We start from the raw sequence: 22,536 nt of genomic DNA on the forward strand, positions 1-22,536 counted from the left end.
AGGAGCGTATCCATGACCAAGCTGCAAAATGCCATCGTCGGCGGCGTGCGCGCGGTCATCGGCCAAGTGCCCGCAAGCTGGCTGCCCGGCGGGACGCCCGATCCGCTGATCGACAAGCGCGTGTCGCTCGGCGAGCAGCAGTCGCGGGTCGACGGTCCCGACAAGGTGCGCGGGGCGGCGCGGTTCGCCGCCGAAGTGCCGATGGAGGGTCTCCTCTACGCCGCCTTCGTCCACTCAACGATCGCGCGCGGCCGCATCGCCGATATCGATGTGTCCGCGGCCGAGGCGGCACCCGGCGTCGCGCTCGTCATGACCTATCGCAACGCCCCCAAAATGAGCGTCCCGCCGCCGATCGGCATGACCAACCTCAAGGCCGCCGGCAATCATACATTGCCGATCATGCAGGATCCCGAGATCCGCTGGAACGGACAGGTTGTGGCGGTGGTTCTGGCCGAGACGCGCGAGCAGGCGGACCATGCGGCCACCTTGGTCCGCGTGCGCTACGACGCCGCGCCGGCGCGCACGCGGTTCGAGGAAGGCAAGGCCAGCGCCTATACGCCGGAGTCCATCCTCGTCGAGCGCAATCGCCTCGAGAAAGGCGGCCCAAGCCGAAAATTCGCGGAGGCCGCGTTCAAGATCGACGCCGTCTATACGACGCCCTGGGAGAACCATAATCCGATCGAGCCGCACGCCGCGACGATCGTCTGGCGGAACGGCAAGCTGATCGTTCACGATGCGACCCAGATGATTCACGGGACCGCCGGTTCGCTCGCGAAGACATTCGGGCTGAAGGCTGGCGATGTCGAGGTAAGCTCGCCCTATGTGGGCGGAGGCTTCGGCGCAAAGGGCCTTTGGGATCACCAGATACTGGGCGCGGCGGCGGCGAAGCTTGCTGACCGGCCTGTGCGCGTCGCCCTCTCACGCGCCAGCATGCACCAACTGATCGGCGGGCGCATGCAAACAGAGCAGCGGGTGGCGCTGGCCGCGGATGCGGACGGCAAGCTCAAGGCTATGCAGCACCATGGCTACGGCGTCAGGCCACTGCATAGCATCTGCGACGAAGGCTTCACCCTTACGGGCCGCTCGCTCTACGCCAGCGAGAGCTTCGATATCGTCCAGCATTATGTCGACCTCGACCTGCTGGCGAACAGCTTCATGCGCGGACCCGGTGAGACGCCCGGCACCTTCGCGATCGAATGCGCGATGGACGAACTGGCCTACGCCATCGGCATGGACCCCATCGAGTTGCGCCGGCGCAACGTGGCGAGCCGCGACCCGGTGAGCGGCGCACCGCACTCGCAAAGCGCGATGATGGAGGCCTACGACCTCGGCGCGGCGCGCATCGGCTGGGACCGGCGCTTGGCCGATCCGGGCACGCGACGTGAGGGCGAGTGGCTGATTGGCATGGGCTGCGCCACCGGCACCTTCCCATTCATGCGCATGCCCGGCACTTCCGTGCGGATTACGATCGACGCCCATGGCAACGCCCATGTCGCGAGCGCTGCGCATGAAATGGGCATGGGTACCGCAACAGTGCAGCGGCAGCATGCCGCCGATCGGCTGGGTCTCCCGCTCGACCGTGTCACGGTGGAGATCGGGGATTCGAGCCTGCCGTTTGCAAGCTTCGCCGGCGGATCGTCGCAGACCGCTTCACTCGCGGCCGCCATCAGCGCGGCGAGCGGGAAGCTCGCGGCTGAACTGGTTCGGCTAGCCGGCAACGACACGCCGCTCGCAGGCCTCAAGCCGAGCGAGGTCGAGTTCGTCAACGGAGGACTGCGCAGCGTCGCGGAGCCTGTCCGCCAGGAAAGCTTCGCCTCAATCCTGCGCCGCGCGGGACGGAGCGACCTCAGCATGGTCGGCGAAAGCGGCGCGCCGCTCGAGATCATGAAATATTCGATGCACAGCACGTCGGCCAACTTCTGTGAACTGCGCGTCAGCGAGGTCACAGGTGAAATACGCGTCGATCGCCTTGTCGGTGCCTTCGATTGTGGCCGTATCCTTAATGCCAAGACTGCGACCAGCCAGTTCAAGGGCGGCATGATCATGGGGCTTGGCATGGCGCTGACGGAGGAGACGCTGCTCGACGAGCGCAGCGGCCGCATCATGAGCACGTCGCTCGCCGACTATCATGTGCCGGTGCATCTCGACGTGCCCGACATTGACGTGCTGTGGACCGACATCCCCGATCCCCGCACACCGCTCGGCGCGCGCGGGATAGGCGAGATTGGCACCACCGGCGTCGCGGCCGCCATCGCCAACGCCGTTTTCAATGCGACCGGCAAGCGGGTGCGCGACCTGCCCCTGACGCTCGACAAGCTGATCTAGTCCTGGCCGAAATATCCGCACTCGGAATAGCTGACCGTCAGCAGTCAGGATCAGCAAATTTGTGCACGGACGGCCGGGATGGGTCGGGAGCCGCTGGCACGGCAGTAGCCGAAACCTGCACTTGGATTGATCTACAGCACCTCCATCGCTTGCACTTTGAGGTCAGGGTGCAACATCGCCGGCTTGCTCTGCAATAGGGCGCGCCTTGGTTATAAGAGTCGTCAAGAGCTTGCCCGGCTCCTCGCTGGTGATGTGATGCCCTGATCGTTCGAACCATATCAATGCCTTCGATGGCGCATAGACTTGGGCGAACCATTCCGCCGCGACCTCGCTCGACACGTTCACATCATGGCGGCCAAGCAGCAGGAGCAGCGGCACATCAAGCTGCCGAATGGGCGACAGATCTGTGGTCAGTATCTTGGGCAGAAGCGCCTCGGTGACGGGAACCTGCCCCTTGAAGGCATTGCGCACGTCCTCGTCGCTATATTCGGGCGCGAGCTTGAAAGCGGCCGCTTCAAAGTCGCCTCCGGACCGCTTCCAGGCGGCTCCACCATAATGGTTGAGCCACTTGCGCTGGGTCAAGATGGCGGGAACCGTGACCGATTGGCCAGGCGCCGCATAAGGCGCGATGGCTTCAAGCTCTTTGATTGCCTGAATGTTGCCGTCACCCCGTGCTTCAGCCATTGTCCACGCCCATCCGCGGCGTTCGCTCTCTGGCCCATCGGTAAGTTGCCCCATGCCGATATAGGCGTGCAGCCATTCAGGGTGCGCGGCTGCGAGCTTCAATCCCAGCATGCTGCCCCAACTATGGCCAAGGACGAACAGCTTGCGCTTGCCGAAGCGCTTGAGCGCCCATTGCACCAGTTCCTCGGCATCTGCCTGAAAGCGCTCAGGGGTCAGCGTCGCCGGATCGCTGGGGCCGCTAAGCGTGTAGCTCTTTCCGGCGTTGCGCTGGTCCCAATGAATAACGGTGAAATACTCGTCCCATCCGCGGTCCCACCACCAATCGAGCGGCATCTCGACAAAACCCGGACCTCCATGAAAATAGATCAGCACGGGATTTCTCAAATCCTGGCTGCGGATGGAAATCACCTGGTTGATGCCTCCGATCCGGATACTCTCGATGGCCTGCAGGCCCTGCGGGCTCACGATCTTGCGTAGGCCAGCTATGATGCTGACAGCTTCAGCGCGATTGGCCGGGCCGATAGGCGCTGCCTCTGCTCGTGCGGCGGCGTTTGCGGGCACTGCCGCAATGACCGTGGCACAGATTAAGCCACCGACCAGCCTCGAAGCCCCGTACAGCATCGCAACACTCCCGGTCCATTTACAGCTTCAACGACAGGTGAGCCAAAGATGAAGGGCCAATGCGCCGGCCCATGGCGTTCCCAACACTCACCCCGGCGAGTCGAGCGCGAGCAGATCCTGGTCTTCGGGATGGCGTTCGAAATAGGCTGCGACAAATTCGCAGAGGGGTATGATCTTCAAGCCTTGATCGCGAACGTCTCGAAGCGCGGCTCTGATGAGGCGGCTTCCCACGCCTTGCCCCTCGAGAGCCTCGGGCACCTGCGTGTGCGTGAAGACCAGTGCGCCGTCGCGGCGTTCATAGGCGGCAATGGCGAGTTGGCCGTCTATTTCCAACTCATATTGCCCTTCCGCTTGATTGTTCCGAACCTCGCTTGTGTCGGACATCATCCTGCCTCCTCATTTCGTGCGCCTCATTCACCCAGCAGATGAAGCACGAGCCGCCGCGCGTGCGCCGCCCGTCGATGTTCGAACAAGTATATGCCTTGCCATGTTCCGAGGCACGGCGCGCCGTCAATTACGGGGATGGACAGCTGCACAGCCGTCAGCGCCGCGCGGAGATGAGCGGGCATGTCATCCGGTCCTTCTTCGTCATGCTCATAACGATGCCGGTCTTCAGGCGCGATGCCGGCGAAATAGGTTTCCAAATCCCGGCGCGCTGCCGGTGCCGCATTTTCCTGGATGAGGAGCGAGGCAGATGTGTGCTGGCAAAATATGGTGAGCAGACCAACGACGATCCCACTTGCTTGTACCCAGCGCAGGATCGGCGAGGTCACGTCATGCAATCCCTGTCCGGGTGTTTCGATCGTGAGGGTTGTCGTTGCCTGTCGCATCATGGCTGCCTCCCAAGCTTCATGACCGCCGATCGCGCGCAAATTGGGGAACGGGAAGAGGTACAATCCAGGGCAGCCGACGCGTAACCCAGTTTTCATATTGGGGCACGAGACCCGAGGCATCGTCGAAGCTCGCGACGGGTAGCTCAATCTCATCGCCGGTAAGGTTCACGAACCGGGATCCACATGTTGGGCAGTAAAGGCGACGGTAGGTGGGACTGCTTTCCCAGACCGCATGCGGCCCGGAAAGAGCGACGGCGGACAGCGGAAAGACGGCAAAGGCGAGATAGGGCGCGCCATGTGCCTTTTGACAAACAAGGCAGTGACAAAGGCCCACGCGTAATGGCTCACCCCGCGCGAAGAACCGCAATGTGCCACAAGTGCAGCCGCCCGACCGTTCCTTGGTTGCTGTCGTCATGCGCGAACAACACGCAGCGACCGGGAAAGACCCACGCCGATGAGGTCGAAACCTGGCAAAGCGGGGAGGGAACAAAGGGACTGGCGCAGACGCCTTGAATGGAGGAGTCGTTCCATGTCGGATGGTGTGTAAAGCAGCGAAACCGCATCCTCGTGCGTTGGCGGAGGGAACAGAGATTGAGGCTGCTGGCGTGGGCGAAAAATAGGATTGCTTGAAGGGGCCATTCTCACCGTCATCGCCGCAGCTATATTTCCCATTGTGTGGATGCGCCGACAGGTCCGGAAACTCCGCGACGCAATGGATTTTGAAGACCGAAGTCATAACTGAAGCAGAATTCATGCCCGGGCCTAATATAAGTCCCGGCGCGCATTCTAAATAGTATCGCGCCGGGACGGCATATGGCCCCCGCCACAAGCATGTGCGCAATAGGTCCGATTTGATTGATAATCTGTTATCGATGGAAACATTCGCATCTGCGTGAGGGCGCATGACAGTCTGGCAAGAGGCCTATCGCGGCTATCAAATCTCGTACCAAGCCAGGGACAGCGTCGTCCGCATTGCCCGGCCGGGAGAAAACGAACCTCTCGATGTCATAGAATATGCAGCACCCGGCGAAGGGCGGTCGATCCTCCGTATCAAGGCGAAAGCGTTGATCGATTTCGATCGCGCGAGACTCGGATAATTTCCTGAGCCGCACCTCTCAGGGCACTGCCCAATCTGTTGAAATCGACTGGGCTGGAACCACCTTCGCAATCGAACTGTTCGCCCAAGATGCGGAAATATCACGATCTTCGCCTGACCGATGGTCGTCTTGCCATCGTGGTAGCCCGCGAAAATGGAATGTCGCAAGGAGCGTTTGAGATCAGACTTCGCAAAGGCTGGGCACTCGACGATGCTGTTAGCAAGCCGCTGGGGGTCCGCGGGAAGTGAGGGCCGGCTAACTTCAGGGGAAGGCCGACCCTCGGCTCCATCATTAGCGATTGGGATCGCGAAATCCAGATAGCATGTAACCGTTACCACCTGGTTTAGGTCGGTCGCCCAGCGAGGGTGAGCGACCGACCAGTCCTCGGGCACTCTCAACGCAGCTATGATACGCCGTCGCTTCCAGGCGACAATGAGAGATTGGCCCGATTTGGGTGGGCCGCCAGCAGGTTCCGCAACCCGTGGTGTCTGGCAGCCTCGATCGTGCGATAGCCGCTATGTGATTGCGATCGCAAGACAGGAATATCGTCATTGGGTCTCCGGCGGAATCTGGTGAATTTGCGATAGGCGGCCTGCAGGCGAAGACTCAAGCTAGGCAGACATCAGGCATGGTCGTTTGCCGCTCTCCTGCTAAACGATAGCGATGCTACATCGTGCCATGTTGTTTGCCCTATGCCTGTCCGCTTGCACCTCGCACGATCGTCGATCGCTTACGCGCTCGGTCGAGCCGGGAGCATTGGCAGTGACGCTGACCGATACTGCCCGCCAGCGCCCCATTCCTATCCTGATCTATGGGAACACCGACCCGGGGAGGAAGAAGCCACTGGCAATTATGTCTCACGGATACGGCGGCCATAATGGCGACTACGCCTTTCTGGCAGGCGATCTGGTAAGGCGCGGCTACATCGTTGTGTCGATCGAACATTTGGAATTGCCGGGTGACCCGCCGATGATCAATAGTGGCGATCTTGCTCTTCTTCGGCGGCCTGTGTGGGAAGTCGGAGCAAGTAGCATCGGCTTCGTCATTGGAGAAATGGCCCGCCAAGGCCTCAGCGATTCTGCTTACGGCGCAATGGTCATCGGTCATTCGAACGGCGGTGATATGACCATGCTATTCGCTACCGAGCATCCCGAAAAGGTACGGATAGCGCTGTCTCTCGATAACCGCAGAATGCCCCTGCCGCGACTGAGGCAGCCGAAAGTCTGTTCACTCCGCTCGAGCGACCACGTCGCTGACCCCGGCGTCCTGCCTTCTCCAACGGAGCAGACGGCACTGGGCATGTCGATCATTGCAGTACCTGTAAAGCACGACGACATGTGGGACAGGGCTGCAGCTTACCAAAAAAGGGCGATGCTGGCGGCGATTGGTAAGTGCCTTAATACCTAACTGCGAACGTGTCTTTCCAGGCGTTGAACGATACGGTGTGGTCGCCTTGCTTGGTCGAGAGCGGTCGGCACTCGCGGGATTGAGGCGCCAAGTCGCTATTGCCGCCGGGCGCTACAAATCGATGTCGGGGATTAGGTGGCAAGCCATTTGGCGAAGGTGATGACCGGTGCGCTGCCGCCAATCGGCACAACCAGCAATTCCACGGTGGCGGTTGCAGCCACCCCCCAATAATAAGCTGGATGAACACGGCCCAAGACAAATCGGTCGAAAAAAATGCCGGTAAGGAGGAAAAGGAACAGCGCAGCGACGACCAAGAGCGGCGTTGGGCTGCCGGCTGGTAGAAATCCTGCCAAACGGCTTATCGCGGGCGCCGTTAGTAATACCGTACCGCAGAACATTAGACGCTTATGCCATGCTGCGTGGCGTCGCATTCGCAGGCCGGCGAAGGTCAGGACGCCGAAGCCGACCAGGTGAAGGACATCAAGGGCCAGAAAGAGACCAAGCGGGAATATTCCGTTGATTGCGCCGCGTGCGATGGCTCCCATTGTGCCTGCAATACCTAGCGGTATCATCAGCATTGCAATAACCGCCCCGAGCCATCCCAGGCGCCGGTGCAGTTGGGGCGAACGTCCGTTCGCTACGAGCCAATTTTGCGTAAGGTAAAGAATGATCCACGACGAGAACAATGCGACGTGGGCATGCACCTGCCAAGGGAAATCGGTGAACCACGTCCGGCCGGTGACGACTTGCGAACCGAAGCCTGCCGCAACCGTGGCAAAGATTGCAACCGCCAGATAGAAAAAGAACCAGCGCTCCTTAGCCAAAGGCGCGTGGCCACCCACTTCCCCCATTTCCGCGCCCCACATACTGATGGCGACAAAGGGCGGCTGCCGACCGTGTCCGCTGCCAGCTACTCGCGCCAAAGTTTTCTAATGACCATATTGGTCGGGGAGCGCTAGGCGATTCATTGATTGAATTGGCTTCCACTTATTGCACCAGCGGGCATTGAAACCCCTAAATGAAAATGAGGTGACATGTCCTTTGCGAATTCGCGCAAGGCGGCCTTAACCGCCTCGGCATGGGTCTCGTCCTGCAGATCGACGGACACGATGATCTGTCCGGCAAGGGCGCCGTCTTCTCTTGCAGCCTGACCAACCGTTTCGCCGTCCGATCCGGCGATCACGCTGCCGCTGCTGTTTTGATCGCCTTCCGCGGAAACGAAGATATCCGTCCGCTCGATGCCAATCTCTTGCACCAGCCGCTCGATTGCCAGATCGGCCTGAGTCCTGCTGACGAATTTACCTTCCAAAGCTGTGCTCATCACAATTCCTTCGATCATCAGGGACGGGAGTTGGCGCGGTCGACCTCGGGGTAATCCTCCGGCGACACGCTGCCGACCAACGGCCGATCCTCTACGTCTTCTTGCGGATTGCCGCCGCGCGTGCGCGGGTCGAGGTCATCCGCATTGGGCTGGACGTCGCCAGCGGGTCCGCGACGGGGAAGCTCTTCGGACTGACCGTTTTCGGGATCTAAGCCATTTTCGTTACCAGGCATGGTATCAACCTTTCTGCGCGTGCAGGACCGTCAGGTCCGTCCGCTCTATCAAACCCTCTGCGCAAATCGAGTTTCATGCCATTTGTCGAAGTTGATCCAAGTCATGATAAATTTCGCTGCACAAGAGAGCGATAAGTCAGGGAGCGCCAGGGAGAAAACGCAGCAAGGCTTTGATCTGCACAATAAATCTTGCCACGCGACGATCCCGCCCGTCGGAAAACCGGACGATCTGTGGTCCGCAACCCCTTCGAACTAAAATGATAGGCCTGCAACCAGTTCGATGTTCACGCGCTTTTGCGCAATCGACTGTCTATCTCAATCTCCCAGATGACCCGGAGCCTTCCTCATGCTTATTTGTGCCGGCTATGACCTCCTGCTCGAGGCCTATGCTCCCACGCCCATGATCTCCATGTTAAGTATTCGTTCTGACCGGTGGGATGATTTGCGAACCTCCCATTGCGTGAGCAATGATCGCGCCATCGCCATAGAGGATTATCGGGACGTGTTCGGCAACATATGTTCGCGCACAACTTTGCCGGTGGGATACACCAGCATCGCCTGCGACTTCGTCGTTGAAGACTCGGGCATGCCTGATCGGCAGAGCCCTAACGCCATCCAGCATGAGATAGAAACCTTGCCGTCCGATATCCTCATGTATCTGGTCGGCAGCCGATATTGCGACACCGACCTACTGTCCAACGAAGCCTGGTGGCTCTTTGGCCATATTCCGCCGGGCTGGCAGCGCGTGCAGGCGATCGTCGATTTTGTGCACGGTCATCTGACCTATGGCTACTCTTTCGCGCGCGCGACCCGAACCGCATGGGAAGCCTATCAGGAAAGGGTGGGCGTTTGCCGGGATTTCGCGCATCTGGCCGTTGCCCTTTGCCGCTGCATGAACATCCCGGCGCGATATTGCAGCGGCTATCTTGGAGATATCGGCATAGATCCGGTGGATATTCCGATGGACTTCCATGCCTGGTTCGAAGTTTATCTAGGCGGGGAATGGCACAGTTTCGACGCGCGCCATCATGTGCCCCGCATAGGACGTATTATGATGGCCTGCGGCCGCGACGCCGCGGACACAGCCTTGACCACAGCGTTTGGCAATGTGCGCCTGGCAAGTTTCAAGGTGCATACGGACGAAGTGAGCGAAGTTCCTTTAGCCATGCGGAATGCCGTGAGGCTCGCAGCTTAGCAGCGTTGCTGACGTCACCACCCTCGCTTGCAATGCACGCCCTCCAAGGGAATTGGCGCCATGTGGTCAACGCTTAGCGACTAACTAATCTGCTTTATCATGCGTCACAGATATGTGTCGGTAGCGGGCTTTATGCGAGCGACGATCCCGCGCGGCCCAAGCGTCCGGGCCAGCAGCCGCGCTGACTTCATCAGCAGAAAGTTAGCAAACAGAGAAGCTGAAATAGCAGCGCGCTGGATCGATCGCCGACGGGTCAGCAGGGCCATTCCAGCTTCCAATGATCGTCGGCCTACCCCACAGCCATACAGGCGCTCTGCGTAAACAGCGGCGCGAGTGCGCAAAAGAGGGTGGCTTACTGCTGCATGCTTCTGTGCTTCCATCGGTGCACAGAGTTGCCCGTCTGCATAGGCCATCATGTCGAGCGTATGGATCAGCGTGGGCCACAGCGTGAGCATAAATTTCGTCAGTCAGCCCATCTCCTCAAGGACATTACGCGCAGGCGCCGGATTATCAGCTGGCGCGATAGTTCCTGGCACGCCGCACCACCTAAATGCTTTGCTTGTGCGTTACAGATTGATGGCGACTGAAATTTCACCTGAGCCGTATATCCTGATAATGACCGGAGTTGGCCTCCTAATCGCCCTCGTCGCGTGGCTGCCGCTCGCACTGAAAAGGCTGCCGCTATCGCTTCCGATCGTCTGCATCGGCATTGGCATGGCTATCTTCCTTCCCCCGCAGGTCGTGCTTCAGCCGCTGCCGATTCGCTATCCACAGGTCACGGAGCGTCTTAGCGAGTTCGTCGTCATCATTGCGCTGATGGGAGCAGGCCTTAAGATCGATCGTGTCTTCGGCTTTCAGCGATGGGCGGTGACATGGCGACTGCTAGCGGTCACGATGCCGCTTGGAATTCTCGCAATTGCCGCGATCGGCATCCTGCTGCTCGGGTTGCCATTGCCAGTCGCTTTGCTGCTCGGCGCCAGCCTGGCACCCACCGATCCTGTTCTTGCCGCCGATGTTCAGGTTGGGCCGCCAAAGACGGGCGAAGAGGATGAGGTACGATTTGGCCTCACCTCCGAAGCGGGACTGAACGATGGTGCAGCCTTCCCTTTCGTCCATCTGGCAATACTTCTTGCAGTAGCGCTACCCGCAGGAACGCCATGGCTATGGGAGTGGCTTACCTTCCGCGTAGCTTGGGAGATTATCGGTGGAATAGCGGGCGGTTGGGTGATCGGCCGGGTTTTTGGTTGGCTGACGTTTCATGTCCCGGCTGAGACCAAGCTCGCAAAAACTGGCGACGGGATGATCGCGATCTCTGCAACCTTCGTCTCCTACGGCCTTACCGAGATTATTCACGTTTACGGCTTCCTAGCTGTGTTCGTGACGGCGTTGACGCTTCGCGCGACTCACCGCACGCACGAGTTTCAGAGCGACCTTCATGCAATCACCGAGCAGATCGAACGCCTTGCAATGATGGTGGTGCTGATCCTGTTTGGCGGGGCGATCGCGAGTGGACTGTTGTCTTCAATAAGCTGGATAGAGTTAGAAATCGCGTTGATTATCCTCCTCGTGGTTCGCCCGCTAACGGGCTGGTTCGCCCTCGCTGGATATCCAGCGGATCGACGGGAAAAGATGACACTGGCCTTCTTTGGAATACGAGGCGTCGGATCGATCTACTACCTATCATATGGAATGAACCATATGTCGACGACGCACATGGAAAGGCTCTGGGGTGTCGTCGGCTTGGTAATCCTGCTCTCCATCCTCCTTCACGGCGTAAGCGTCACACCCATCATGCGGTCGCTCGACCGATACCGGGGGGTTGACCCCGACGCCGAGGCCGGACACGAGTCCGAAGCTTCAACAGAGGCCGAAAAGACAAAGGGCTGAGGCGTATGCGCGTGGACACAGTTTTGCAGAAAATGTGAAGGGATCCGCCCTGCAGTCCTCTTGCTCTGAACACCGCTTACCCAGTCTGGGCCGAAGCAGCTGTTCTACCGAGGCGCTTGCAACCGCTCGATTTGGTCGAGTGCTGCTTGAAATTCCAAACCGGGCGCGTAGCGGCTCGCCTTAAGTCGATACGGACGATGAGAAATAGTTTGTCTGGTCAATGAGCGATCACGAAGGTATTGGAAACGGTGGTTCTTGGTAGACGAGCGCTGGCACAAGGGCGCCCGGTGTGCCCACTACAACCTGGTCATAGATTTTGGCAGCGATTACGCTGCGGCCGAGCGTCTCCGAGGCCAGTTGCAACAGAATAAGCGATCCCAAACCCACCCACCAGGCCGGATGCACATGGCCATGCCGCAGCTTATCGCGCGCGATGCCCGCAATCGGAAATGCGATCATTCCGATGAAGACTGCAGTCAACATCGAATACATAAACAGTGGTGCAGGCAGAAGGCGGCCGAGCGATGGACCCATGATTGCTGCCATGCCACATATGATCAGGCGCGGATGCCATTCACGATCGCGTCGCTTAGCAACACCGACGACCAATAGTGCTGCGAACAGGAGAACGCTCAGCGGGTTCATCAAAAGAAATTGTGCAGGAAAAAAGAAGAAAGGCACTGCCGCCTTTTGAGCGCTCCAAATCGTTGTAAGGGTGCCGACGATCACCATGGTCAATGCCCAGCCCACTGCCAACCAGCCCAATTTGCGGTGGAGGGCGAGCGATCCTGTCGCTGCAAGTGAAACTTGAGCGACGAACAGCAGAACCCACCCCATGAACAAGACCGCGTGGATATGTACAGAAACTGGCGCGTGGAATGATGATATGCCCATCGCCGCCAAAAAAGAGAAGGCTGCGATATTGATGAGCGCCATAACGATCGCAGTGATCGCAAAGAAACGCTCCTCGGCCACAAATAACGACCGCCTCGCGATCACTGAAGCCATATACTCCCCCTTAGCCTCACCTTGGCTGATGCCGAGTGATACGATAGTGGTTGCTTGTTTGAAACAGTCAAGAAGAAGGAGTGCCGCTAAAGAGATGAGCGACGTATAGGGAGATACGAGTTTCCTACTTTTTGCTCATATCTCCTGTGCGGTGAAGACGCGCAACGTTTGCGCGCGTTACAATCATTTGTGGTAGCACAGTCGTCATTCTGGACACGCCGTTCAAAAGGTTGACCGACGATAAAACCGGACCGTCGCCGGTAGGCACCTGAAAACTCTAATTGAATGGCTACGATGGGTCGAGGCTGTCGTTCCGGCACGCCGCCTTAATACCGGGTTTCGGCGGAGGCAGACGTGCTTCGCAGCGACATCACCGGTTTCTAAAGGTCAATTTAGGAATATGAGTGAGCCTGCAGGCGAGATCTGCCTCACCGGACGCGACCACGTAATACTCACCTGCATCAACAATGCCTGTCGTAAAGACGATATCGTGCACATACATAATATCCTGGATCGGTCTAGTAAGCTCGGCGCTAGCTTCTAGAAGCGGCGCATACTCGGTGCGGAGCACAACGCTGGGGTCCTCCCTGTCAAGCAGCGACCAATATGTCCGGTAAATGCCGACGATCTCTTTTGGCTCGACACCGTGCCAAAGCGTGAGCCACCCGTCATTGGTCAGGATCGGGGGCGTTCCACCGCCCATGCGCGCCGTGGCGACCGTAGCAGCATGCGGGCGGATGCCAGGCTTATGCCACGGTTTCCAGAACAGCGCGTCGGGCGAATGAGCCAGGTTGATGGACGGTCCTGCGCGCCATTCGCTACCTGGCGGGTAAGCGAAGTAAAGGTCGCCCAACGGGCGTGTCTGCGCCCAATATTGGCCATCAATCAGCCCTTCGAAGATCAGCATATCCTTGTTCTGATGATCGAGGACGATCGCTTCGAACGTCCAATCCAGGCCGTCGTGCGAGGAATAGAGCGTCGTGGAATGGCGTTCCGGGCTGACCGAGCAGGTTGTCATCAGATAGCGCTCACCGACCCGGCTGATCCGCGCATCCTCGATACCATAGCATTGAAAATCATGGGCGGGCGCGATCGCCCTGTCGTAATGGACGGTGACAATCGTAAGCCCGTCCGGGGTCAGCTCGACAGGCAGGAGCCAGGACAGCGAGGTCAAGGCCATGATCTTCCAGCCGCCGCCCCGCAGCAGAAACTTGCGCGGATCGGCGGTATCGGCATGCTCAAGCGGCCAGGCGTCCAGAACGTATCGGCCGACGCCGTCGTCGCCGCACTCCCATCGTATGGCATGGACATGTCCGTCCCGGATGGGATGGCGCAACGCTTCAGCGACACGCACCATCATGAGGAGATTGCCATTGGCGAGCCGGGTCAGGCCCGGATTGAATGCGCCAAGGATATAGGTCTCGGCCTCGAGATGACCGGCAAGCGGCGATCGCGCGAGATCAATGTCAGGGGGCGTCAGGACCAGTCGGTCGATCGCGAAGCTCATTCCTTATCCTGCATGCGCGGCGCAATGGTGAGCTGCTGCACAACCGCGCGGCGCGGCTGGGTCAGGAGATAGTGAATGCCGACGGCGATGTCCTCGGCGCGCAGCATCGACTCTTCCTCGATCATCTCGCGCTGCTTCTCGGCAGGAATATCGAGATATTGGAAGTCGGCGCCGGTCTTACCTGGTTCGACCAATGCCACCTTGATGCCTTTGGGGCCGAGCTCCTTGCGCAGCGCTTCCGAGAAGCCCGCGATGCCGGCTTTCATTCCCGCATAGACGGTCGAACCCGCACCCAGGATATGCGCCGACATCGAGCCGATGAGGACGATGTCGCCTTTGTCCTCAAGCAATCGGGCGCCGGCATGCGCGCTCATCACATAGGCGGTAAAGTCGGTGGCGAGGGCATAGCGCAGATCCGCATCGGACATCTCCGACAAGCCCTTGGCGGGGACGGCCGCGTTAATCACGACGATATCCGCTGCGGGAAGATAGTCGGCAGCCGCGGCAAAGAAGCGATCGACGCCGTCAGGTTCGGTGAGATCGAGAGCTATCCCATCGCCTTCGCCGACTTCGCGGATGCGCTCCAGCGCGTCGTCCAGATGTTCAGGGGTGCGGCCGCAGATGAACACCTTCGCGCCCTCGCTCGCGAGCAGAACAGCGATCGCGCGTCCGATCCCGGTCGTGCCGCCCGATATGATGGCCTGACGACCCTTCAGGCTAGGCATGGTAGTGTGCGCGTCTTCGATATCCGTCATGCCCTGTCCTTCGCTTTTGCCCAGCGGATGGTGATCCGGCCGCTGGCGGGGATGGTGAAGTCGATGCGCTCGTCGCTATCGTGCGCCGGGCGGATGCGATCACCTCCGGCAACCTCGACCGTAAAATCGGGCAGGCGCGGGCGGCCGCGTCGCACCAACGCGAGCCGGGCGCGGCAGCCGTCGCCGCCGTCGAGCCTGATCGTCAACGACCGATCGTTATTGCGCTCACTCGCCATGAGGAAATGATCGCAATAGATTTGGAAGTGCTCGCCATCGACCGAATGAAAGGCGCGGCTGGCGAACACGAAGGCCGCGCCGGCGCCGTAAATCTCCTGGCCGACCTGCCCGGCCGGCTGGCCGTCATGATAGAGATCCTCGAGCGGGAAGGAGAGCGCGGCATCGATATGCCCGTTGCGGATGTCGGTCGCGAGGCAGTCCGCTGGCAGCGCGTCGGGATAATAGAACCAAGCGCGATGGAGGGCGTAGCGACAATATTCGCTGACGAGGATGCGCGCGGCCGGATCGAGATCGGGGCCGCTATCCTTCAGATAGCGCTCGAAGGCGACGAAGCTGTCGAAACATTCGTAGATGGCCATATAGGGACCATCGTGAAGGCACGTGACGCCGAGGAAGTTGCTATAGTGTCGCGCAGCCTTGATCTGTGATTCCCAGATCGCAGAGTTATGGAAGAAGCTAGCCAGATAGACGTAGCTGTGGCGCAAATAATATTCTTCCGCCGTGATCCGCCAGAGCCGCATGCAGGCGGCCGCGCCCCAGGCGGTGAGGTTCGCCTGATAATTGAGCTCGAAGCGCATGTCTTTGGCAGCGTCGATCGCGGCTTGCGCCTCGCGCAGATATTGGTCTTTTTTGGTCAGCTCATAGGCCTGCAGCATGACGTAGGCGTAGAGCCCGCCGACGTCGGTCTGCCCGAGCCCATCGTCGTTGCGCGCCTCCACAATTACCGAGAAATCGTCGACCTTGAACTGGATCGGCCAGGCGTATTTGAAATGGTGCGCGGCCTTGATCGCGTAGCCTAGCGCACCGAGAAACAAGCGCTTGGCGCGGGTTTCGCCGTCTACAGCGAGCCGTCCGAGGTTGAGCAGTGGATGGTAGAGATACCAGCTGTCGACCGCGTCCTTGTCCTTGTCCCTGCCCACATTGGGAAGGTAGCGGCGCAGGGTCTTGAGCTTGGCGTCGCGGAACTTACCGAGGCCCGCCATGAACTCCGCTTCGAGTTCTACGGGCTCTTTCCGCCAGACAGCGAAGTCGCGCAGCGCCCCGATGAGCGACATCTGCACCATGATGTCTGGATACTCGGCGTCCGTATAAGGGTGCGCATAGCGGTGGCCATAGTGGCGGATGGTCGCTTCGTCCGCCTCATCAAGATCGCGCAGCGTCTGGTCCGCGCGGGCGACCCAATCCCGAAATTCGGTGTCGGGGAGGTCGAGCTTGTGATAGGCCGCACCCAGCATCTGGATGAAGCGGCGGCCCATATCCTGCCCGTCGGACGCAACATCGTCATGAAAGACGATTAAAGTATCCGAGATCGTCGTCGCTTTGCCTTCGGGCAGCGGGTTGACCGGCGGGGTGCCGCTCTGCGGCGGCGATGGCGGCAGATACCCCAGCTCCGGCCATTCACCGCCGACCGCACTGTCGGGCGTTGTGTCGGTCGCTGCAAAATAGTCTGCAAGCGCGGTGAAATTCTGGACGTAGAGGACGCTGCCGAAGGCGGGTTCGTCCATGTGGAAATAGGTGAGGCCAGTGTTAAGACCGCGCTGCGCCGCTTCCACCCGGCCGACCGAGCCGATGGGATCGTCATTCTCGCCCAAAGGATAGAGATCGCGTGGAAGGAAGGGGATGAGGAGCGGCGCGGCGGGGGTCAGCGTCGTCGTGATGCGCAAAGCCGTAAGCTCGGCATCCGCCACGCTGAACCGAACGGTCTGTGCGCCCATAGGGCCTTCCAGATCAACGCGACAGGTTTCGATTGGATGGGCGCGGACCGTGCGCAGCTTCACTGCGCCGCCGAGGAGATGCGCCGCGCGGATCGCTAGGCCGCCCTTGCCTGGTCGGCGAACGATCGCCCAGAGCGCGTCGCGACCTTCGAGGATCTCGACCTCTCGGCCCGCCAAGGCGAATGTGGCGACAGGACGCATCGCGCCCTGCATCAGTTCGTACCGGAGCGCCAGAACCTGCGCGCTGACGCCGGGCGGCGTTCTGGTCAGCGTCGCAGCCCTAGCCATTGAACAAATTGATCGACGGAGAAGCCACCTCGAGCAACATCGCCATTGCCGCATTCCCCTGCGTACAGGCGAGCGACTTGGCGCTATTTCCAGCAGCGTCTGTCCAGTCGATATCGGCGCCAGCCGTGATGAGATCCTCGACGATCTGGGCATGGCTGAACATCGCCGCCATCATCAGGGCGGTCTGGCCCGCCCGGTTTCGGCGGTTGGGCTCCGCCCCCGCGGCGAGGAGAAGGCGGGCAACGGCGCCGAACCCTTTGAACGCCACGCCCATCAACGCTGTGTTCCCCCGTCCGAGGTCGGGCGCGTCGACCTGCGCGCCCGCCTCCAGCAGTGCCTGCGTGGTTTCGAGCGAGCCGTGATAGCTTGCCAGGATGAGCGCGGTATAGCCTTTGGGGTCATGCGCCTCGAGGTCGATCCCGGCGCTGACCAGCGCCGGGATCATGTCTGCGCGGCCGAGCCGCGCTGCGTCGAACAGCAGCTCCTGCAGCCGCTCGGGCGACGGAAGTGGACGCGGGCCGCCCGTTACTGGCTCGTCATGCTCAGGCATCGGGCTGGGCATCGAGATCGACCGCCAGCTCGCGCGGCCAATGGCGCACCTGGCCGCATGCCGCGAGGAAGGCGTCAACGTCCTTGGCCGAGCCGAGCGGCAGGCAGCCCTCGTCCAGTTCTTCGGTCAGGCCCGCCTTGTCGAACAACGGTGCCGATGCGGCACCGATGCCGATGAACTTGCAGTGCGCAAAGGCGTCGGAGACGAAGTCCTTGGCCGGCTTGTCGATCGCCAGAAGCGCCGCGCCCTCGGCCGAAGGCAGCACGGCCACCGCGTCGAACAGGACTGACGGACCGCCGTCGATCTTGTGTTTGGCGGCGAGCGCCGTGCCGTCCGACAGCGTCACGCCGCCGACCTTGGGCGCAACCACCTCGAACACCGCATTCTGCGCGTCGAGCGCCTTGGTGAGCGCGGTGAATAGCGCCGCGTCGCTCCCATCGGTCAGGAGGATGCCGAGCTTGCGGCCCTCAAGGCTGGGGGGACCGTTTTTCACGATGCTGAGCGCGTCGGACGGTGGCAAATCCTGGATCGTCGGCCGGGCGGCCACGGCGGGCTCAGGCAGGTCGAGCGCCAGGCCGTCCGCCACGGTCTGGGCGAGGACAGGATCGATGTTCATCAGGTGAGAGACGAGCCTGGCGCGGATATCGACACGCTCAACCTTGGAGAGCTCGAACACCAAGGCATCACCGATATGCTTTTGCTCGATCGGCGTCTGGCTGACGAAGAACTGCCGCGCCTGGCTGTAATGGTCGGCAAAGCTCTCCTGGCGGATACGAAGCTTCGGACCTTCGGTCGCTTCAGCGAAGCTACGGAACCCCCGCACCGGATCCTCGCGCGGTCCGCCGATCTCGGCGCCCCAGCTATTGGGTTCGTAATTGGCGCGGCCGACCGGGTTGCGCATGGCCATATGCCCGTCCTGCTGGAAGTTCGACACCGGGCATTTGGGTGCGTTGATCGGGATATGGGTGAAATTGGGCGAGCCAAGCCGCTTCAATTGCGTGTCGAGATAGGAGAAGTTGCGGCCCGCGAGCAGCGGGTCGTTCGAGAAGTCGATGCCCGGCGGCACATTCTGCGTGCAGAAGGCGACCTGCTCGGTCTCGGCGAAGAAATTATCGACGACGCGGTCGAGGACGAGACGGCCAATAACACGGACGGGCAGAATTTCCTCGGGAATGATCTTAGTCGCGTCGAGTACATCGAAGTCGAAGCTGTTTGCAAACTCGTCGTCGAACAGCTGGACGCCGAGCTCCCACTCCGGGAAATCGCCCGCGTTGATCGCATCCCATAGGTCGCGCCTATGGAAGTCGGGGTCGGCGCCATTGATCTTGACCGCCTCATTCCAGACGACCGATTGCAGGCCGAGCTTGGGCTTCCAATGGAACTTGACGAAGGTCGAGCGGCCCTCGGCGTCGAGCAGCCGGAAGGTGTGGACGCCGAAGCCTTCCATGGTCCGGAACGAGCGGGGGATGGTCCGGTCGGACATGATCCACATGATCATGTGCATCGATTCAGGCGTAAGGCTGATGAAGTCCCAAAAATTGTCATGCGCGGTCTGCGCCTGCGGAAAGGCACGGTCCGGCTCGGGCTTTGCCGCGTGGACAAGATCGGGAAACTTGATCGCATCCTGGATGAAGAACACCGGGATGTTGTTTCCGACGATGTCCCAGTTGCCCTCCTGGGTATAGAGTTTGACGGCAAAGCCGCGCACGTCGCGCACGAGGTCAGCCGAGCCCTTCGAGCCAGCGACAGTCGAAAAGCGCACGAAGGCCGGAGTGCGCTCGCCCACTCGCTGGAAGATGTCGGCGCGGGTGATGTCGGCGAGGCTGTCGGTCAGCTCGAAGAAACCATGCGCGCCATAGCCGCGGGCGTGGACGACGCGCTCGGGAATGCGTTCATGATCGAAATGGAAGATCTTCTCGCGAAGATGGAAATCCTCGAGGAGCGTCGGGCCCCGCGCGCCCTGCTTAAGGCTGTTCTGATCATCGGCAATCGGCGCGCCCTGCGCCGTGGTGAGGGCTGGCGCGCCGCTCTGGACGGTCTGGTGGGTTTCGCCGCCTTGACCCTGCGGTTCGGCAAAGCTCGTCGCGAACTCGCTCGCAGGCGGGAGCTTGGGCGCCTTCTTGGGGGTCTCGCCCTTGGTCTTGGGTTTGCTCGGGGTTTTCGCCATGGTCGCAGGATCCTTGTCTTTCGCGTGCAGGGTCGGTTTTCGTTAGCTCGATCTCGTCAGGTCAGGCGTGGAGAGACTTGGCCTGATGCGGGGGCGCGGTTCGAGTGGAAACTCGTTGCGTACGCGGGCGTCCGCAGAAGTTCATGTCGACGATACTTTCCAGTCGGAGCAGCAATCGCTGAAAGGCAGGCGGGTTGCCTCGTGCACCGCAATACTAACCTCTGTCAGGTCGATTGTTCGCGAGTGACCGCACGCGCGCGGCTCAAAACTATCAAACCCGCAAAATCGTCCTGACAGAGGTTAGTTCTTTGCTAAGCGCAGTTCCGAACCGATGGCTGAACCGTTGTTCCACCGACATCGATCCACATGAGGTCGACCGACGAGGAGCATCCCATGGCCGAAACCAAGACCGCTACCAAAGCGAAGCCGAAGACTGGCTCAAAGACCACCCGCAAAACCCAGCGCGCCGCCGCGAAGCCGGCCGATGCGATCAAGCTCCTGAAAGCCGATCACCGCGAGGTGGAGGGCTATTTCAAGAACTATGAAAAGCTTGAGGACGAGGCCGAGAAGAAGGCGCTAGCCGAGCGGATCTGCCTGGCGCTGACGGTCCATACCCAGATCGAAGAAGAGATTTTCTACCCAGCCGCGCGCGAAGGCATCGATGATGATGACCTCCTCGACGAAGCCGAGGTCGAGCATGCCAGCGCCAAGCAACTGATCGCCGAGATCCGCGCGATGGAACCAGGCGAGCCGCTGTACGATGCCAAGGTCACTGTCCTTGGCGAATATGTTTCGCATCATGTCGAGGAAGAGGAGAGCGAGATGTTCCCGGAAGCTCGGGACAGCGACCTCGATCTCAAGGCTCTTGGCGTCCAGCTCGCTGAACGCAAAGCCGCGCTGATGGCGGAGGCTGGGCAATAATCGCGAAGACCGCGCTTCGCCGGGAACCCCTTGGACGCCCCCGTCTTTTGGGGGAGTCACAAACGGCGCGCTCTGCGCCGATCGGAGGAACGAACGAGGCAATCATGTTTACAGAACGCTTTCTTAGAGACCGGCGCGGCGTCGATTTGGAACCTGCCGAGCGTGCTATGCTCGAAGATGCCATTGCCGAGGTCAAAACAGTCGGTCCGCGGCAGATCATCGTGCGAGCCGGTGAGCGGATCGAGCAGAGCACTCTGCTCATCGAAGGGTTCATGTCACGCTATATCGACGATCGTCGTGGATTACGGCAGCTTGTCGCGGTCCATGTGCCGGGCGACTTTGTCGATCTTCATTCCTATCCGCTCAAAATCCTTGATCACGATGTCGCGACGATGACGGCAGCCACCGTGGCGATCGTACCCCATACCGCACTCGACCGGATCAAGACTGACATGCCCTCGCTTATCGACAAGCTCTGGTTTGCGACCCTCATCGACGCTGCCATCCACCGGGCCTGGCTGTTCCGACTGGGCCGTCTTGATGCACTGGGCCGGGTTGCGCATTTCCTTTCGGAAACGAACGCCCGGCTCATTTCAGCGGGGTTAAGCGATGGCCGGCGTTTCGCACTGGGCCTCACCCAGAATGACCTTGCCGAGATTTGTGGCCTCACTAGCGTGCATGTTAACCGGATCATGCGGCAGCTACGCGAGGAGCGGCTCTGCACATTCCGATCCTCGCTCGTCGAGATCCCCGATCCCGAAAGGCTGGCCCGTCGTGGTGAGTTCGATCCTGCCTATCTCTACATCACGCCCGCGCTCGCGCCGGGCGAAGCATCAAAGGCGCAAAGATGAGCGTTCCAGATACTGTTCCCCAGCCCGAGACTGAACCCGGCGTCGCAACGGCGGAGGCCGGGGTTGTCATTCTCGAAGGTCCCGACGGTGTGGCGGTTACGATGACTCCCGATGCCGCGACCGGGACTGCCAATAGCCTTCTATCAGCCGCTGATACCGCCCGCACCCAGACGCGGCATGGCGATACATCGACTTGAGCAGCCCGTCCTTTGGGACCGCGGCGGACGAAGACAGACGAGGCCGATATGAGGTTCTTGAAGAATAACGGGCTGACCTTGGTTCTATTACTGCTGTTTGCCGGCTCGATCTTTGGCCAATGGCTTGCGGGCTGGCACGTCGCGATGGACGATGCACGGAGGCACGGCCAGCCGATCCTCAGCCTTCTGGCCTATACGGCTAGCCCGGAATTTCTCTCGAGCGTATTCGAGAATTGGGAGAGCGAGTTTCTGCAGATGGCGACCTATGTCGTCCTCACTGCCTGCTTCATCCAGCGCGGTTCTGCCGAGTCAAAAGATCCTGACGCACCGACCCGAGATGCCGAGCTTGTCACGCAAGCTGGTAAGCCCGGCGCGCCCGCGATCCTGCGCTGGGGACCACTCTGGCGGGCGCTCTATGCCCGGTCACTGGGAATTGTTCTGGCAAGTCTGTTCCTGATGTCATTCGTCATTCACTGGACCCAAAGCGCTCGGGTCGCCGCCCAGGATGCGATCGAACATGGTGAGGCCGCGCCCACGCTGTGGTCCTATCTCGGCGATGCGCAGCTCTGGTTCGAATCCTTCCAGAACTGGCAAAGCGAGTTCCTCTCGACCGCAGTTCTGGTGGTGCTGTCTATCTTCCTGCGCCAACGGGAATCGCCGGAATCCAAAGCGGTGGCAGCGCCGCACAGCCAGACCGGCGAATAGGCGCGTGTCTCGCCTAATCTCCGCTTCCGTTT

General features: G+C 60.5%; 23 protein-coding genes. 9 read left to right on the forward strand and 14 right to left on the reverse strand.

Going from position 1 to position 22,536, the window contains the following annotated elements:
* Nucleotides 1-12: 12 nt before the first annotated feature.
* The gene (locus BHQ40_RS02405) at nt 13-2,325 is read left to right on the forward strand and encodes a xanthine dehydrogenase family protein molybdopterin-binding subunit (RefSeq protein ID WP_070151840.1); all 2,313 of its coding nucleotides are present in this window, start codon (nt 13-15) and stop codon (nt 2,323-2,325) included.
* A gap of 162 nt (nt 2,326-2,487) precedes the next feature.
* On the opposite strand, the gene BHQ40_RS02410 is transcribed toward BHQ40_RS02405, so the two are convergent.
* From BHQ40_RS02410 to BHQ40_RS26915, 4 genes are all read right to left on the reverse strand, one after another.
* Nucleotides 2,488-3,630, reverse strand: coding sequence for an alpha/beta hydrolase (locus BHQ40_RS02410; protein ID WP_070151842.1), 1,143 nt, complete (start codon nt 3,628-3,630; stop codon nt 2,488-2,490).
* A gap of 87 nt (nt 3,631-3,717) precedes the next feature.
* Nucleotides 3,718-4,017 (reverse strand): GNAT family N-acetyltransferase, encoded by a 300-nt coding sequence (locus BHQ40_RS02415; protein WP_253183228.1) that lies wholly within the window; start codon nt 4,015-4,017, stop codon nt 3,718-3,720.
* A gap of 23 nt (nt 4,018-4,040) precedes the next feature.
* The gene (locus BHQ40_RS02420) at nt 4,041-4,460 is read right to left on the reverse strand and encodes a secondary thiamine-phosphate synthase enzyme YjbQ (RefSeq protein WP_070152200.1); all 420 of its coding nucleotides are present in this window, start codon (nt 4,458-4,460) and stop codon (nt 4,041-4,043) included.
* 19 nt (nt 4,461-4,479) lie between these two features.
* On the reverse strand, nt 4,480-5,367 hold the full coding sequence (locus tag BHQ40_RS26915) for a GFA family protein (protein WP_354320673.1): 888 nt from the start codon (nt 5,365-5,367) through the stop codon (nt 4,480-4,482).
* Between BHQ40_RS26915 and BHQ40_RS02425 the strand changes: the two genes are divergently transcribed.
* Complete coding sequence (locus BHQ40_RS02425; RefSeq protein ID WP_070151844.1) at nt 5,366-5,560, forward strand: hypothetical protein; 195 nt, start codon at nt 5,366-5,368, stop codon at nt 5,558-5,560. The two genes, BHQ40_RS26915 and BHQ40_RS02425, sit on opposite strands and share 2 nt — an antisense overlap.
* A 762-nt stretch (nt 5,561-6,322) precedes the next feature.
* Nucleotides 6,323-6,967 (forward strand): alpha/beta hydrolase, encoded by a 645-nt coding sequence (locus BHQ40_RS02430; RefSeq protein WP_070151846.1) that lies wholly within the window; start codon nt 6,323-6,325, stop codon nt 6,965-6,967.
* A gap of 131 nt (nt 6,968-7,098) precedes the next feature.
* Here BHQ40_RS02430 and BHQ40_RS02435 read toward each other — a convergent pair whose 3' ends face one another.
* The 3 genes from BHQ40_RS02435 to BHQ40_RS02445 form a co-directional block, all read right to left on the reverse strand.
* Entirely contained in the window at nt 7,099-7,818 is a 720-nt protein-coding gene (locus BHQ40_RS02435) for a hypothetical protein (RefSeq protein WP_070152203.1), read from the reverse strand.
* Nucleotides 7,819-7,931: 113 nt separating this feature from the next.
* Nucleotides 7,932-8,288, reverse strand: a complete 357-nt coding sequence (locus tag BHQ40_RS02440) for a PDZ domain-containing protein (RefSeq protein ID WP_216094844.1) — start codon at nt 8,286-8,288, stop codon at nt 7,932-7,934.
* Nucleotides 8,289-8,305: 17 nt separating this feature from the next.
* Nucleotides 8,306-8,521 (reverse strand): hypothetical protein, encoded by a 216-nt coding sequence (locus BHQ40_RS02445; RefSeq protein WP_070151850.1) that lies wholly within the window; start codon nt 8,519-8,521, stop codon nt 8,306-8,308.
* 346 nt (nt 8,522-8,867) lie between these two features.
* On the opposite strand from BHQ40_RS02445, the gene BHQ40_RS02450 reads away from it, so the two are divergent.
* On the forward strand, nt 8,868-9,716 hold the full coding sequence (locus BHQ40_RS02450) for a transglutaminase-like domain-containing protein (protein ID WP_070151852.1): 849 nt from the start codon (nt 8,868-8,870) through the stop codon (nt 9,714-9,716).
* 104 nt (nt 9,717-9,820) lie between these two features.
* On the opposite strand, the gene BHQ40_RS26020 is transcribed toward BHQ40_RS02450, so the two are convergent.
* Entirely contained in the window at nt 9,821-9,982 is a 162-nt protein-coding gene (locus BHQ40_RS26020) for a hypothetical protein (protein ID WP_171905732.1), read from the reverse strand.
* A gap of 310 nt (nt 9,983-10,292) precedes the next feature.
* Here BHQ40_RS26020 and BHQ40_RS02460 point away from each other — a divergent pair, with 310 nt between their 5' ends.
* The gene (locus tag BHQ40_RS02460; protein ID WP_070151856.1) at nt 10,293-11,603 is read left to right on the forward strand and encodes a cation:proton antiporter; all 1,311 of its coding nucleotides are present in this window, start codon (nt 10,293-10,295) and stop codon (nt 11,601-11,603) included.
* 228 nt (nt 11,604-11,831) lie between these two features.
* Here the strand turns inward: BHQ40_RS02460 and BHQ40_RS02465 are convergent, their stop codons facing one another.
* The 6 genes from BHQ40_RS02465 to katE all read right to left on the reverse strand — a co-directional run bounded on the left by BHQ40_RS02465 (nt 11,832) and on the right by katE (nt 19,830).
* On the reverse strand, nt 11,832-12,611 hold the full coding sequence (locus BHQ40_RS02465) for a hypothetical protein (RefSeq protein ID WP_070151858.1): 780 nt from the start codon (nt 12,609-12,611) through the stop codon (nt 11,832-11,834).
* A gap of 370 nt (nt 12,612-12,981) precedes the next feature.
* A complete protein-coding gene (locus BHQ40_RS02470; RefSeq protein ID WP_070151860.1) occupies nt 12,982-14,118 on the reverse strand; it encodes a glycoside hydrolase family 130 protein in 1,137 nt (378 codons plus the stop codon).
* Complete coding sequence (locus tag BHQ40_RS02475; protein ID WP_070151861.1) at nt 14,115-14,873, reverse strand: SDR family oxidoreductase; 759 nt, start codon at nt 14,871-14,873, stop codon at nt 14,115-14,117. Before BHQ40_RS02475 ends, BHQ40_RS02470 begins: the two co-directional genes overlap by 4 nt.
* A complete protein-coding gene (locus BHQ40_RS02480; protein ID WP_070151863.1) occupies nt 14,870-17,113 on the reverse strand; it encodes a hypothetical protein in 2,244 nt (747 codons plus the stop codon). The genes BHQ40_RS02475 and BHQ40_RS02480 overlap by 4 nt, the downstream gene beginning before the upstream one ends.
* Nucleotides 17,106-17,675 carry an ankyrin repeat domain-containing protein gene (locus BHQ40_RS02485; RefSeq protein ID WP_253183229.1) on the reverse strand — a complete coding sequence of 190 codons (570 nt, stop codon included), beginning with the start codon at nt 17,673-17,675 and terminating at the stop codon, nt 17,106-17,108. The genes BHQ40_RS02480 and BHQ40_RS02485 overlap by 8 nt, the downstream gene beginning before the upstream one ends.
* On the reverse strand, nt 17,656-19,830 hold the full coding sequence (gene katE, locus BHQ40_RS02490; RefSeq protein ID WP_070151865.1) for a catalase: 2,175 nt from the start codon (nt 19,828-19,830) through the stop codon (nt 17,656-17,658). The genes BHQ40_RS02485 and katE overlap by 20 nt, the downstream gene beginning before the upstream one ends.
* Nucleotides 19,831-20,223: 393 nt before the next feature.
* On the opposite strand from katE, the gene BHQ40_RS02495 reads away from it, so the two are divergent.
* From BHQ40_RS02495 to BHQ40_RS02505, 4 genes are all read left to right on the forward strand, one after another.
* Entirely contained in the window at nt 20,224-20,751 is a 528-nt protein-coding gene (locus tag BHQ40_RS02495) for a hemerythrin domain-containing protein (RefSeq protein WP_070151868.1), read from the forward strand.
* A 104-nt stretch (nt 20,752-20,855) separates the two neighbouring features.
* Nucleotides 20,856-21,602: a Crp/Fnr family transcriptional regulator gene (locus BHQ40_RS02500; protein WP_070151869.1), complete on the forward strand. Its 747-nt coding sequence runs from the start codon at nt 20,856-20,858 to the stop codon at nt 21,600-21,602.
* Nucleotides 21,599-21,799, forward strand: a complete 201-nt coding sequence (locus BHQ40_RS24875; RefSeq protein ID WP_083276644.1) for a hypothetical protein — start codon at nt 21,599-21,601, stop codon at nt 21,797-21,799. Before BHQ40_RS02500 ends, BHQ40_RS24875 begins: the two co-directional genes overlap by 4 nt.
* Nucleotides 21,800-21,847: 48 nt before the next feature.
* On the forward strand, nt 21,848-22,504 hold the full coding sequence (locus tag BHQ40_RS02505; protein WP_070151871.1) for a DUF6766 family protein: 657 nt from the start codon (nt 21,848-21,850) through the stop codon (nt 22,502-22,504).
* The last annotated feature ends 32 nt before the right edge of the window (nt 22,505-22,536 follow it).

The organism is Sphingobium phenoxybenzoativorans, from assembly GCF_001757355.1.
Taxonomy (GTDB): Bacteria; Pseudomonadota; Alphaproteobacteria; order Sphingomonadales; family Sphingomonadaceae; genus Sphingobium; species Sphingobium phenoxybenzoativorans.

Excerpts from the sequence above, each read along its gene's own strand:
- BHQ40_RS02480 (WP_070151863.1), bottom strand. The coding sequence starts at position 17,113 with ATGGCTAGGGCTGCGACGCTGACCAGAACGCCGCCCGGCGTCAGCGCG.
- BHQ40_RS02505 (WP_070151871.1), top strand. The coding sequence starts at position 21,848 with ATGAGGTTCTTGAAGAATAACGGGCTGACCTTGGTTCTATTACTGCTG.
- BHQ40_RS24875 (WP_083276644.1), top strand. The coding sequence starts at position 21,599 with ATGAGCGTTCCAGATACTGTTCCCCAGCCCGAGACTGAACCCGGCGTC.
- BHQ40_RS26020 (WP_171905732.1), bottom strand. The coding sequence starts at position 9,982 with ATGGCCCTGCTGACCCGTCGGCGATCGATCCAGCGCGCTGCTATTTCA.
- BHQ40_RS02410 (WP_070151842.1), bottom strand. The coding sequence starts at position 3,630 with ATGCTGTACGGGGCTTCGAGGCTGGTCGGTGGCTTAATCTGTGCCACG.
- BHQ40_RS02465 (WP_070151858.1), bottom strand. The coding sequence starts at position 12,611 with ATGGCTTCAGTGATCGCGAGGCGGTCGTTATTTGTGGCCGAGGAGCGT.
- BHQ40_RS02495 (WP_070151868.1), top strand. The coding sequence starts at position 20,224 with ATGGCCGAAACCAAGACCGCTACCAAAGCGAAGCCGAAGACTGGCTCA.
- BHQ40_RS02440 (WP_216094844.1), bottom strand. The coding sequence starts at position 8,288 with ATGAGCACAGCTTTGGAAGGTAAATTCGTCAGCAGGACTCAGGCCGAT.
- BHQ40_RS26915 (WP_354320673.1), bottom strand. The coding sequence starts at position 5,367 with ATGCGCCCTCACGCAGATGCGAATGTTTCCATCGATAACAGATTATCA.
- BHQ40_RS02415 (WP_253183228.1), bottom strand. The coding sequence starts at position 4,017 with ATGATGTCCGACACAAGCGAGGTTCGGAACAATCAAGCGGAAGGGCAA.
- BHQ40_RS02460 (WP_070151856.1), top strand. The coding sequence starts at position 10,293 with ATGGCGACTGAAATTTCACCTGAGCCGTATATCCTGATAATGACCGGA.
- BHQ40_RS02450 (WP_070151852.1), top strand. The coding sequence starts at position 8,868 with ATGCTTATTTGTGCCGGCTATGACCTCCTGCTCGAGGCCTATGCTCCC.
- BHQ40_RS02485 (WP_253183229.1), bottom strand. The coding sequence starts at position 17,675 with ATGCCCAGCCCGATGCCTGAGCATGACGAGCCAGTAACGGGCGGCCCG.
- BHQ40_RS02435 (WP_070152203.1), bottom strand. The coding sequence starts at position 7,818 with ATGGGGGAAGTGGGTGGCCACGCGCCTTTGGCTAAGGAGCGCTGGTTC.
- katE (WP_070151865.1), bottom strand. The coding sequence starts at position 19,830 with ATGGCGAAAACCCCGAGCAAACCCAAGACCAAGGGCGAGACCCCCAAG.
- BHQ40_RS02425 (WP_070151844.1), top strand. The coding sequence starts at position 5,366 with ATGACAGTCTGGCAAGAGGCCTATCGCGGCTATCAAATCTCGTACCAA.
- BHQ40_RS02470 (WP_070151860.1), bottom strand. The coding sequence starts at position 14,118 with ATGAGCTTCGCGATCGACCGACTGGTCCTGACGCCCCCTGACATTGAT.
- BHQ40_RS02405 (WP_070151840.1), top strand. The coding sequence starts at position 13 with ATGACCAAGCTGCAAAATGCCATCGTCGGCGGCGTGCGCGCGGTCATC.
- BHQ40_RS02475 (WP_070151861.1), bottom strand. The coding sequence starts at position 14,873 with ATGACGGATATCGAAGACGCGCACACTACCATGCCTAGCCTGAAGGGT.
- BHQ40_RS02500 (WP_070151869.1), top strand. The coding sequence starts at position 20,856 with ATGTTTACAGAACGCTTTCTTAGAGACCGGCGCGGCGTCGATTTGGAA.
- BHQ40_RS02420 (WP_070152200.1), bottom strand. The coding sequence starts at position 4,460 with ATGCGACAGGCAACGACAACCCTCACGATCGAAACACCCGGACAGGGA.
- BHQ40_RS02445 (WP_070151850.1), bottom strand. The coding sequence starts at position 8,521 with ATGCCTGGTAACGAAAATGGCTTAGATCCCGAAAACGGTCAGTCCGAA.